This is a genomic window from Draconibacterium orientale (assembly GCF_900111425.1).
Lineage (GTDB): Bacteria > Bacteroidota > Bacteroidia > Bacteroidales > Prolixibacteraceae > Draconibacterium > Draconibacterium orientale.
The window spans coordinates 1-12,696 of the sequence record NZ_FOHT01000056.1 but is presented as its reverse complement, the minus strand read 5'-3'; the positions used below and the strand labels follow the sequence as shown (position 1 = coordinate 12,696).

Sequence of the window (12,696 nt, the reverse complement as noted above, 5' to 3'; positions counted from 1 at the left end):
AAAATTTATTACTCCTTCAATTGGTACTTTTATTTCAAATCTTCCACAAACATCTGATACAGTTCCATTTTTTACTTTGGGAATACCAATTGATATTCCAGGCAAAGGATTTTTATCTTTTGAAGTCAATTGTCCGATGACAAGTATTGTGTCAGCGACTTGTGCATTCGTTGTCAATGTGATTAAAAGTCCAATTAATAATATTTGAATTCGCTTAGTCATAAATCATTTGACGAATATTTATTGTAAAACGGTTTTTTTTAACCTTGCTACTAACGGTTAGTGCAAGTGTAGTGCGGAACTTTGAAAAGGTTTCCTGTCAAACCCGCACAGAGCCAAGCCGGCGTAGCACTAAGTTTGGTTTTTACTACAATCCGTCAACGACGGATTGGCGGTGGTTAAACAGGGCGAAAATATTGGAGTACCCCGCCCGTCCGCATTACATTTGCACTTTGTTAGCAACTGGGTTTTAATTCTTCAACCCCAATTCCTGTTTTATTTTTGCTTTTAAATGTACTTCAAAACTATCCACGAGACACTAATTTATTTTGTTTTTGCGTGGGCAATCCTAAAACCGCCCATAAGGCGGTTAATTGGGCTGGGTTTGCAGGCTCTTTGGCAAGCTTTGCTTAAGCGATGGCTTGTGCGGCTTGCCAATGTGCCTGCAAATAGGGGAGGCTTGCTAACTTCGAACAAACTTCCCTAACGATTCTAAGAGCTGAGGACTATCTTCCAATGCAATTTTTGCAACGGCATAGAATTCGCTCATCCAATCGTCCATTTTTGCAAATGCAGCGTCTTTAGCCTTTGTGGCGTCTTGCGATTCTCCTTTTTCTCGTAAATATTCAGCACGTGCAGTTTCCATTTCACCGATTAAGGTATTGGCGGCTGTTATATCTTCAGCTGTAATCTTTAATCTTAGCAGTTTAGTTTGAATCTGATTGTCTTTTTCGGCTACGGAGTAGAATTTTTTTACTGTTTCTAACCATTTAACGTAAGCTCTTGGCAGACTGCCTGAAACTCCCAGTTTGTCGAGTGTTTTTTGGTCGTTACGGAAGATAACTTTTGCCTTTTTGCGGGCGAGGGAGTAGGAATTCTCCAGGTTCGCCTTTAAAAGTTTAAAAGCGGCATACACTTCTGAGGTTTCATCGTCTTCGGTTACGTTTAAATCGAATGCCTGACGTGTTTCGCTTAGCAGCGCTTTTCCTTCGGTAATTAGCGCGGCATCGTAGCCAAACTCTGTCATGGCTGCGGCAATTTCGGGTTGTGTTTCAACATTTTCTAACGATACTCTGTACTGTTCGAGGGCTTCAGCTTCGGATAGCGTTTTCTTGGTTACCATAGTAATTAATTTTAAGGTTTACATTTTATTTTTTATTGCGTACTCCTTACGGATGTTTGCCTGTTTTTTAACGGTACTTTCGCATTCCTTAACGCTTCCCTTCAATTATTTCTCGTTTCCCGTGCGTTCCTTAACGCTTCCCATGGTCTCCTTACAGCTTCCTTTCTAATCCTTATGGCTCTCCATGCTCTCCTTACGACTTCTCACGAATTCCTTATGGTTACCTGGGGTCTCCTTGTTGCTTTTGTTATTATTTTGTGTGAATCCCTGATTAAGGGTAACTTACTTATGGTTAAAATACCAATGGTGAATATAAGTATTTTTTTTGTAATAGAAATTCATTAACATTTAAAAAACAATGGATTAATTTAGGGAACTCATCTATAGCCATGGTTGACTCCTAAAATATGTTTTTAAGTGGTAATGAATCTGGTATCTAAATTTTGTCTTCTTTCAAAATGTATAACCAACTGAAAATTGAATATTCCATTGCAAACCTGTATTTCCGTATGCACGAAAATCAAGTTCTCCATCGGGAATCTCTGGTGCTCCGGTGCTTAACTCGTCGCTGTTAATTCGCGAATAGAACAAGCCTCCGGTAAACGACTGGCTAATAAAAAACCGCTTTGTTGGATATAATCTTAAACCATAACCTATCGATAAATCAACAATTGTTTCGCCCAGTTTATATTTGTACTCCTGGTATTGTTGCAGCTCTTCGTTGTAGAGATTGGAGTTCCAGACAGATTTAAAATGCTGAATATTCAATTCGGATTTTAGCTCGAACGCCACCCATTTTTTTGCTGTTGGCAAAATTCTGCCATAGCCCAAATGCGCTCCGCTAATTTTTGCCGATTCGGATAAGGACTCGGCATTATCAGTGTAAAGTTGGGTAATAAGCCCAAGTTTATAAATATTGTTGTTTTTTATTATGCCAAAATCGTTAACCCAGCCGATCCTAATTGTTTCGGGCATTTTATTCAACACTCCACCTGAACTAATAAAAAAGTTTTTCTCGTTTTGTGCAGTACTTGTTTGAGATAGCACAGCAAACAGTACCCAAACCAATAGAATTTTCTTCCCCATAATATTCTATTTAAACAGTTCCCACATTACGTTTTTATTGTCGTCGATCTGAAATCCCATTAATTCGCCTACTGTTGGAAGAATATCTACCTGTTCGCGTTCGGTTGTACTAATTACATTCTTTTTAAAATCGGGACCAACCGCATAAAAGTTCAGGTGAGTGCATCCCGGGCAATTGTCGCCATGCCCAATAAATCCCGTTGCAATGTTATCCAGGTGCCTGCCATGGTCGTTGGTTACCATAATTGTAGTTTTATTTTTATAAAAATCGTGGTTCTCAATAAACTTATAAAGTTCGTAGGTAAGGCTGTCGGCTATAGCTATGCTGTTAACATATTTATCCCAATCGCCAGCATGTCCATTGGCATCGGGTCCTCGAAAATGTAAAAGCACTAATTGTGGCTGATAGTTTGTAAGGATTTCTGTAGCTTTCTGATAGGTTTCTTCATCATCACGATTTGCTGTATCAAACGATGGATTAAACGAATTTCTCCATTCCACATTTCTGCAATCAGCCAACACATTTAGTTTTTCTTTTGATGTAATAATCCAGGCTTTTTCTTTGGGGGCATTACTAATTTTTAACCACATCTGGAAGAACGATGGCTCAGTAGGCAATTGCTCGCCTTTATTTGATAGAGATTCGTAGTTGCCAGTGCATATTGCCACATGACCAGGTACAGTAAAAGTTACGCCATGGTTGTAAAACTCTGATATTATAACGCCCTGAGGAGCCAGCAGATTTGCCATTCTCGGAATATATTTTCTGTCCACACTTTGCCAGGTTTCCGATTGTCGAGGTCCATCGATAACTACAACGATAACATTTTCAGTCTTATAAGGCTTGCCTGCTACTTTGCTTAAATCGTCTTCTGTTTCTATTAAGCTTCCGTTGTTGTAACAACCCGTAAACAAGAAGAAAAATAGAAATACAAATGCTATGTTTTTAAATCTCATCTGTTTAAAATTGTTTATTTATTATTGTAACAGATGGAACTCGCATAATCACTATTCTGTGTATTTATAAGACTTTTTATTGTGCACGTTTCATCTTATCATGCTATAATGTTCTCACCTGGCTCTTTTGTTTGAAACTTTTTGGGGATTAAACGGTGAGTTTTAGTTTTCAATAATTTCCACTAATTCTCCAATTTCGGTTAACACGTCATCTTCGTATAACTCTTCTTTTATCATGCCAATACCGGGAGCATAATACTTAAACTCGTATTCATCGGGTTCAGAGGGATTAATATCTTTGGTTTTTATACAATCTGTATAAGTTCCCATTCCAATTGTAACGGTTTCGTTAACAGCTACTACTTCGGCATAGTCTTCGGCTTCTCCGGCATACCATTCCTGGTAATAAAACTGCCCAACGGTAGGATTTCCCGGAAACCAATAACCCGGTAAAGCTCCATCAACACCTGCTTCCCACGAACCATCGTTGTTTGCAAACTGACCATTATTTTTGTTATTAATCACAAATTCGCCTAAATACCAAAGGTTTCCATCATCATCCTGAGCTAACCAGTCGTCGGTGTCTTCAATTACAATTCCGTTTAAATAAACAATGTCCCGATGAATAATACATTCAATACCCATCACTACTTTGGTTGCTACTTTACGGTTTATCCTGACTTCTTCTTCGGGGGCTTTCCCTACCTCACCTGCAACGTATATATATGTTTGGTTGGCTGCAGGACCGTAATAAGGAATAGTAATGTTAGTTGGTTCCGAAAAAGTTGCCGCATTTATATCGGGAAGCGCATCAGGAGGTGTTGTATTAACGTTTTCTTCTTTACTACACCCCACAACTGTTAGCAATAAAACAATAAGAAATAAAACAGGATTCTGTTTAATTTGATTCTTTTCCATGATTCTTTCTTTTTAGATTTTTGAACGATTAAAATCTTCATTTTTACAAAAGCAGAAACACAAAGTTTCCTTTAAGCACGAGGCAAGCACTAATAGTAGATTTGCCATTTGTTGTAATCCTTTGAATGGCTGTAATAATCCAATAGCCATTTTCTGTTATCCGGTATTCGGTTTTTGTAAAGAATTAATACCGTTTTCTTTTTCTCCATTATTTGTTTTAAGCGGTCGAGTTCTGTTTCGCTTTTTAGGTTAACCAGGTTTTGTTTCCACTGCCTGTTTTCTTCAAACTGCACCTCGCGGTTTAAATCATTATTGCCATCGTATATCGACACAATGGACTTTTGCAGATGAAACGAAACAGAAGGGAGACGTTTGTTATAAACCAGAATTTCATTTTCGTTTAGTTTATTTTGTAAAATAAACTCAGCCAAAGGTTGAGTGCTGTTAACTTCAATTTGATTCTTCGATAAGATAAATCCAGAGCTTAACAAAATGAACAGCGAAGCTGCAAAGACTGTATGGATTACTCGTGAACTGAAGTTAAGTATAAATTTGTTGATTAAATACAAAGCAAGTAGTGTAACAACAGAAAGAAATAAGACGACAAGTGGAATATTGAAATCGAGTGGCAGAACAGCACCTAACAGGCCTCCAAGTGCAATTAAAATGGTATAAGCCACAATAAGATAATATTGAGTTTTGCTTAATCCAAATTGCTCAATCAACTGTGCTAATACAAGTGCAAAAAGAGAAAATAGAGGTAATATATAGGGCACTAATTTAGATGATGCAACGGAAAAAAATAAGAATGGAATAACAATACCTACGCCTAAAAGCACATACAACTTATCTTTTATAATCTTTTCCCAATTCTTATATACAAGGAAGGGAAGAATAAACAACCAGGGTATTCCCACAGCAGGAGCAATAGCCAGATAATACCAAAAAGGTTTTCCTCTGCCGAAATCATTAGTGGCAAATCGATCTATGGTATGGTGTTCGACAAAATACTTGAGAAAATCGGTATTCTGCCTGATAAGTAGATAAAACCATGAACCTGCGATTAAAACAAATAAGAGTAGCGAGAAAATATGATGTAGGGTAAATTTTGCATTGGATGGTTGGATGTGATTGTATAAAATGGCAAATATCAAAGGGCCAATAAAAATTAATGGTCCTTTGGTTAAAAATCCCAAAGCAAGGCAAATTGCAAACAGGTAGAGGTAACCCGATATTGCTGATTTGCGATACCGTACCCAAAAATACATGCTTAAAATAACAAAGGTTGCCAGGTAAGGATCGGTGGTTAAATTACGCGATGAAATTAGAACAATTGGGAAACTAAAATAAATTACAGCCGCCCACACCGCACTTTTTCTACTGTTAAACAATTGCACCGACAGCAAGTAAATAAACACAAGCTGAACCAAAATCGTAAGCTGTACAAAAAAACGCGCAGCAAACGCAGTTATGCCAAAAAGGGAATAACCCAAAACTGTAATGTAGTAGGTAAGTGGTGGTTTGTGGTAATGTTTAATCCCCAACAAGGTCGGATTTAAATAATCACCCGATTCTAACATTTCTCTAGCTATTTCGGCATAACGGGCATCGCTGGTTTCAACCACACCAAACATCCCCACACTGGTAAATAAACCAATTGCACAAATTGCCAATATAATAAGCAGTTTATGGTGGGCTTTATATTTCCTTTTCGTTAGCTTGTTCATTTTATTTTTTTGTAAAAACATAGTAGTTATTAACGTAGCGTGGTTTATGTTTCCGGGTGTTAAACTTCCCCAGATTTAAATCATATATTTCCTTTTTCTCAATCTCGTATTTTTGGTTAAATTCCCCTGAGTTTATAAGAGTTGAATCGTTTACAAGTACTCCAAATTCACTAGCTTCGGGAAAAATATATCCTTTGGCTGTTTTCTGAATTTTGGGAATAATTCCTCCGTATTCCCAAAGGTTTTCGGGAGTAATTGCATCTAAAAGATAAACTGTAACATTCTCTTTTTCTGCATCGGCTTTTAGTTGAGCGATTGAATTGTAGTTTATGTTTTGATTGGCAAAACCTGGATTAACAGGAATAACTGCAACAAAAAGAAGTATAACAATAAAAACCGATGTATAAAACGACGACCACATTACTTTAAAATACAGAAAGAAAAGGAGAAAACTCCCGGAGATAAAAAGCCCCAGGCAATAAATTAAGAAGGTAGTGGAATTGGATAGCAGCACTTCTTGAAACATAAAAAATGCGACCAGGGGGAAAAGCATAGCAACAAGTGCCAAAATGCCAAAGTGAAAGAAAACAGGCATTGCCTCTGCTTTTTTAATTTTTGAGGCGCATTTCTCTAAAATGTAATAAATGTAAAATCCTGTATTTATAGCTAAAGGTAAAAGAACCGGAACCAGATAGCGTGCTTTTTTTTCGGGAACAAGGGACAAAAGTATCACCGAAAAGAGAGTCCAAAACAGGCTTAGTTTGTAGTGTATCACATTCTTTACTCGTTTAATCATGTATGGATATAGTAATCCCAGCACCGCCGGAATTGTCCAGATACCACTTTGGATGAAGAAATTCCAGTAATAATAAAAGGGTTTTACATTGTAGCTCGACCAGTTTGCAGTTTCAACTTCTGCAATTTTCAAAAATGCTTCGGGGTCTGCCAAACGCACGTATACGAACCAACCGCTACCCAAAACCACACCCAGCCCCAAGGGAAAAAGGGTACGGGTAATAAAGTTGTTTTTTACTCCGTAAACCACTACAAAAGCCAATAAAAAAGGTAACAGCAGGGCATAAAGCGAAATTGGGCCTTTACTCATTACCGAGCAAGCAATAAATACAACAGCAAGCAAGACCCTTTTTAAATGGTATTGCTGATAGTTTTTATACATGAAATAAATAGCAAGCATCATAAAACCATGGGTGTAAATATCCCACGGAGCTTCAACTATTATCCCCACAATATAAAACGAGCTAACACATATAATTCCGTTTATAAAACTGTTGCGTTTATTTTGGGTGAGTTCTTTCGAAAACAAGTAAACAAAAACCCCGGTAAGCCATACCATTATCACTCCTGGTAGTCTTAAAACATATACATTTTTAATTCCAAATACTAAACCGAATAGTGCAGTGATCCAGGTGGGTAGCGGCGGCTTTTCGTAACGTTGCTCACCGTTTAACGTGGTTAAAATCCAGTTGTTTTCGCTGAGCATTTCACGCGCTGATATAAAATTGCGTGCTTCCATTATGGTTACTTTTAATTCGCCAAGACTTGGCAGCAACATTAGCAAAACCAACACAAGCATACTTAAAACAGGATATTTCTCAATAGTTTTAATCATTTTGTTTAACCAATAAAATTATGTTGCGTGTATAAATGCTAATACCCATTAAATGCCCCACCAAAAGCACGGGATCTTTTCGAATAATGGCGTAGATTAGTATAAGCAGTGATCCCAAATTACTTAATAGCCAAAAGCCCATGGGCAAGGTCGATTCTTTGTGTTTTTCGGAATACAGCCACTGGTAAACAAAGCGAAATGTGAAAAGCACTTGCGATATAATACCCAAGGAAAGCAGCCAAGGCGGAATGGCTTCATTTTTTAGTAGCTTGTCAACATCAATAACATTATTGTTGAAGTAGTAAACTACCAGTAATACGGGAACCATGTAAATAGCAATCCTTAGGATAATATGAATTTTTTCCCATTTACCTTGTAGCTGTAAATTTCGAATGTAAATAAAATAAGTAAGGCTTTGCCCAAGCATTATGGCGAAATCATCGCGCAAATAGCCATAAACAAATAAAAGGAAAGAAGCCAGAAGGCTTAATACCCAGAACAAGGAGGGGGTAACCACTTTCTTTTGTTTTTCGGATAAAAACCACTGGATAATTAAACGCGAGGAAAAGAGCCCCTGCGCAATAAAACCGATAATATATATGTACCAATTGTAATTATTCACCTCTTCTGTTTATGGTGTAGTTAATGTATTTCTTTTTCATCCACAGGTAGGCAAAACAATCCATTAACGGCCCAAGCAAACGGTTCCATAGGCCATACTTTGCTTCACCGGCAATACGCGGAAAATGCTGAACAGGTATTTGTTTTATTTTCCCGTTTTGCAATAAAATCATTGCAGGCAGGAAACGGTGCAAGCCTTTAAACATGGGCAGGTTTTTAGCATAACATGTTTTTATAATTTTTAAGGGACAGCCTGTATCGTCCATGCCATCGTGAGTAAAGGCCCTACGTATTCCATTGGCAATTTTCGACGACATATTTTTTACAAACGAATCTTTCCGGTTGGCTCTGACACCTGTTACTAAATCGTTTTCTTCAATATGTTCCAGCAGTAGATTGAAATCATTTGGTGTGGTTTGTAAGTCTGCATCGATGTATCCTGTTAGTTCGGTATCTACAAAATCGAAACCTGCTTTAATTGCGGCACTTAATCCACAGTTTTTTTCAAAACTAATAAAAGAAAATTCAAGATTCCTGTAACAAACCTGCTCTAACAATTCCAGACTTTTATCTGTAGAGCCATCGTTAATAAAAAGTACCTTGGCGGGCACACTTGCTATTTTTAAATATTCCAGAAGTTCTTTTTCTAATCGTTCAATATTATCTTCTTCGTTGTAAACCGGAACAAGGATGGTTAGTTTGTAGGGGCTTTCTTCAGCCTGAAACAGGCAATATGGAAATATGCTGGTTTTCATTTTTACTATGTTGTTTTTTTGTTTTTATTGATTATTCAAGTTTCTCAGAACCTGACATGTAAGCCAACTGAAGCAGGGCTTATCAATGGTGTAAATGCTATGTCCTTATTTTTCGTTTTAAAAGGTTGCCAGTTTTTTAATGGTTCGAAATGATAAACCAGGTTGGCAGAAATAATTCCTATGCCTGCTCCGACCAATACATCGGGCAACCAATGTTCGTTATTTGTAATGCGTAAAATGCCAGTGGTTGTTGCTACCATATAGCCGCTCCACGCCAATAGCGGTTCTGTATCTTTAAACTCGTGGTATAAAACCGTTGCCCCGGTAAAAGCATTTGCTGTATGACCTGATGGGAATGAATAATTATTGCTACCATCGGGACGTTTAACTTTTGTAATTCCTTTTAGTATTTGCACCGTAGGAGCAGAAATTAACTGGGAAATTAGCAAGTACTTGGTTTGGTCCCATACCGTGTTTTTATGTTTAAAGCCTAAAGCATCGTAAGCATACATTTGCACCATAGGGGTGTACTCTAAAATATTATCGATACTGGTACTGGTACTCGGGAATTTAGGTTGTATGTTTTCTTTAATATCGCCAATGTAAAGTAATCCTCCGGTAGCCATAAGCGTTAGGGACAAAACCTGTTGCTTTAAAAAGCTTGTTTTTGCATCGGCAAAATTGACTGTTGTGTCTTTTTTCGATGCCAACAAAATTCCGGGGTTCAGGAATACAATTAAAATCAATAACCGACTCTTTTCCATACATATTTTTGGGGCTGCAATTTTTATGGTGAGAGCAGTCGATACAGAATAATATGGCTGTATAAAGCACCAGATAAATTACAACCCGATGCTTTATTAACCCTCTTCTCTATACCAGACTACAACACCACTGTGCCCATAATTTTTATTAATCTCTCATGTTGTTTTTTTATAAGAGCATTGGGGAAAAGAAAGGTTGGGTGAAAAATGAAATTTTATTTGGAATAGTATTTATCTAAACACATAACGGCTCTGAAACCTCCGAAAACGGGAATGCCGATAAGTTCTTCGTTGCTATAAAAATTATTGAGGTTGACCTTGATTTCGGGGCCAAATTCCATACGCATGCCCGATTCGAACGTTTTCTTAAAACCAATTCCGGCGGTTAAACCAAAAGCATGTTTTCGAATGCCTCCGTTTCGTTCGAAAGTAAGGTCGGTTAGATTGTTCCTTTGTTTAATGTTCGAATAGTTGTCAATCATGTAGTTGTAGTGTACACCTGCATCAAAAAATACGTTGTTAACCTGGTAACGTGCAATTAACGGAATATCGATGTACCTTATCCTTAATATAGCATCTACTTCAGCTGTGCCTGGCAAGTTCCCATTACCCGCATTGTTTACCAGGTAATTTCCAGCCAGCGTTTTTAACTTTTGGTCTTGCGGAAGAGGCGATGGTACATTATATGTATATTCTTCAAAGCTTTGTTTAAAGTAATAGGTTTTTAGTCCGGTGTAAACTGCCCAATTATCGTTAAGGGCGTATTCAAGCTCAAATCCCCCATTAAATGTAAAGCCCGGATTGTCTGTGTCAAGTTTTTGAAAATTGGGAATATCCGAATCTTCGTCGGTAACAAAAAGTGCAGTTATTGTTGGTGTAAAGTTTACTTTTAAGGTAAAATCTTTAAGTATTTTTCCCGAACGGGTGTAGTTGGTGTAATTCTTATTAGGTCTATGTTGTTTGTTGGAAAAAAGGCGTTTTGATGATGAACGTTTTTTATTATTCGATTTTACCTTAGAATCCTTGCTTTTCTTATTATCAACACTATTCGATATTTCAGCAATAGCTTTTTCTTCGGTGGTTTCCACAGGTGCTTCATGGTCTCTGTTATTATTTGCCAATGCCGATAAATCAGGGGTTTCTTCCACTTCTTCCTTTTTCAACTCTGCTACTGTCTCTTTTTCTTCGTTAACCAATTTTTCTTCGCTTATTCCTGTTTTTTCGGTTTTTAATGCTTGTGGTACTTTTTCAAATTCATCCGATTTTTGTGTCTGGTTTTTAATAGCAGAAGTTTCGGATTTTGTATTATTCATTTCAACCGAAGCCAACTGATTTTCTTCTTCTTTAGTTAATTCATCAGCCTCGTTAACAATATTAGTCTTGTATGTTTTTACAATAATTGGTTCTTCAATTTGCGCTATGTCCTCGGTTTGTTTAGCTTCCTCAGGTTGTGCGGTTTCCTTTTTTATTTCAATGGTAAGTGGTGCTTCGGGCTTAGCTTGCTTTTCAGGGAGCAGCATAAACAACACCAATCCGGCAATAATTGCAACACTTGCATATAAGGCAACCTTTAGTCGGACAAAACTTTGCATAGGAACCACTTTGGGCTGAAACCTACTTTCAATTTTATCCCATAGCTCTGGTGCTGGTTCAATGGTATGCCCCTCAAAGCTCTCTTTAAGGAAATTATCAAGGTCGTTATGTTCTTTGCCTTTTTTCATCCAAGCCTACGCTTTTCTTGCTGAATGTGTTTTTTTAACCTTGCCCTGGCATCATGTAAATTCGACTTCGATGTTCCAACCGAAATGCCAAGCATATCTGCAATTTCGTCGTGTTTGTACCCCTCAATGGCATACAGGTTAAGCACCATACGCATTTTTTCGGGCAACTGTTGTATTGTACTTAGTAATTCGTCAATATTAATTTTGTTGTATAACTCGCTATCTTCAACGTAAACATTTTCAGTGTTTAATGTGTCTTCTGTAAATGTAAGTTTTCTCTTCTTTTTGTAATTTTTTATCGCTTCGTGAATAACAATTTGTTTTGCCCATCCTCCAACCTTTTCTGCATCATTAAGCTGGTGCAGTTTTTCAAAAAAAAGTAACACACTTTCCTGAAAAATATCTTCTGCATCATTAGTGTTATTGGCATACCTGTTCGAAACACTAAGCATCATTGGAGCAATTTGCTGGTACAGTGCTTTGCGTGCTTTGGTATTACCATTAACACTTTTACTTATCAGTTTATGTAACTTCGATTTTAACAATCTTTAATATTTAGAGCATTAAATGCAAAAAAGGTTGGGTTTGCTTTTATGTAGGTTCATAAACATGGACCAATTCATAGTTAATTATTAATTTATTTGGTATAAACAGTAAACGCGAAGTTATTATTGTTGGTATAATATTCTGCAATAAAATCATTGATTTTATCATTAGTGGTTTGTGTATTATAGTTTTTCTTAAAATGGTTTTTTAAGTATTGTTGCACAAAGGCTTATTAAAAGTACATGTGGGGCGGCAAAGAACAGCTCTTTTGCAAATTTTGGATATAGTAGGGCATGTGGGATTTGGAAATGTGCTGTTTGTGGGTGGGGTTTCAATTTTGCACTAACCATTCATAGAACGGCGCGTGGGAAAAACAAAATAAATTCTTTCAATTAGGTAGTTCACTTATTAACGAGCGAATGTCTTTTTTAACCTTGTTGCTAACGGCCGCGTGCATGTGGAGTGCGGCATTTGAAAAACTACACTTCCATTTTAGCCACTGAGCCAATTCGTTTATTCGTATTTATATTTTTCAGCCGATTCGTCAATGACGAATTGGCGTTGTTAAACAAAGCTTTTCTGTTCGCATACGTAGTCTGCCAGCATTACATATGCACGTTGTTATGGTG

12 protein-coding genes are annotated in these 12,696 nt (G+C 37.3%); all 12 read right to left on the bottom strand.

Annotated features, from left to right (window positions below; all coding sequences use genetic code 11):
- Nucleotides 1-222 (bottom strand): peptidase associated/transthyretin-like domain-containing protein (locus tag BMW53_RS19835; RefSeq protein ID WP_139178284.1); only part of this gene is annotated, 222 nt, incomplete at its 3' end.
- A 460-nt stretch (nt 223-682) separates the two neighbouring features.
- The gene (locus BMW53_RS19830) at nt 683-1,342 is read right to left on the bottom strand and encodes a PQLLE family protein (protein ID WP_038562379.1); all 660 of its coding nucleotides are present in this window, start codon (nt 1,340-1,342) and stop codon (nt 683-685) included.
- A 453-nt stretch (nt 1,343-1,795) separates the two neighbouring features.
- A complete protein-coding gene (locus BMW53_RS19825; RefSeq protein ID WP_074781144.1) occupies nt 1,796-2,428 on the bottom strand; it encodes a hypothetical protein in 633 nt (210 codons plus the stop codon).
- 6 nt (nt 2,429-2,434) lie between these two features.
- On the bottom strand, nt 2,435-3,385 hold the full coding sequence (locus BMW53_RS19820; RefSeq protein ID WP_051568050.1) for a sulfatase-like hydrolase/transferase: 951 nt from the start codon (nt 3,383-3,385) through the stop codon (nt 2,435-2,437).
- Nucleotides 3,386-3,547: 162 nt separating this feature from the next.
- Complete coding sequence (locus BMW53_RS19815) at nt 3,548-4,303, bottom strand: hypothetical protein (RefSeq protein WP_074781142.1); 756 nt, start codon at nt 4,301-4,303, stop codon at nt 3,548-3,550.
- Nucleotides 4,304-4,392: 89 nt separating this feature from the next.
- Entirely contained in the window at nt 4,393-6,030 is a 1,638-nt protein-coding gene (locus BMW53_RS19810) for a phospholipid carrier-dependent glycosyltransferase (RefSeq protein ID WP_074781140.1), read from the bottom strand.
- Nucleotide 6,031: 1 nt separating this feature from the next.
- Nucleotides 6,032-7,660, bottom strand: coding sequence for an ArnT family glycosyltransferase (locus BMW53_RS19805; RefSeq protein WP_038562390.1), 1,629 nt, complete (start codon nt 7,658-7,660; stop codon nt 6,032-6,034).
- Nucleotides 7,653-8,282, bottom strand: coding sequence for a lipid-A-disaccharide synthase N-terminal domain-containing protein (locus tag BMW53_RS19800; protein ID WP_038562393.1), 630 nt, complete (start codon nt 8,280-8,282; stop codon nt 7,653-7,655). The genes BMW53_RS19805 and BMW53_RS19800 overlap by 8 nt, the downstream gene beginning before the upstream one ends.
- Nucleotides 8,275-9,036 carry a glycosyltransferase gene (locus tag BMW53_RS19795; RefSeq protein WP_051568052.1) on the bottom strand — a complete coding sequence of 254 codons (762 nt, stop codon included), beginning with the start codon at nt 9,034-9,036 and terminating at the stop codon, nt 8,275-8,277. Before BMW53_RS19795 ends, BMW53_RS19800 begins: the two co-directional genes overlap by 8 nt.
- Nucleotides 9,037-9,080: 44 nt before the next feature.
- A complete protein-coding gene (locus BMW53_RS19790; RefSeq protein ID WP_051568053.1) occupies nt 9,081-9,800 on the bottom strand; it encodes a phosphatase PAP2 family protein in 720 nt (239 codons plus the stop codon).
- A 215-nt stretch (nt 9,801-10,015) separates the two neighbouring features.
- On the bottom strand, nt 10,016-11,521 hold the full coding sequence (locus BMW53_RS19785; RefSeq protein WP_038562395.1) for an outer membrane beta-barrel protein: 1,506 nt from the start codon (nt 11,519-11,521) through the stop codon (nt 10,016-10,018).
- Entirely contained in the window at nt 11,518-12,066 is a 549-nt protein-coding gene (locus tag BMW53_RS19780; RefSeq protein ID WP_051568054.1) for an RNA polymerase sigma factor, read from the bottom strand. The genes BMW53_RS19785 and BMW53_RS19780 overlap by 4 nt, the downstream gene beginning before the upstream one ends.
- Between the last annotated feature and the right edge of the window lie 630 nt (nt 12,067-12,696).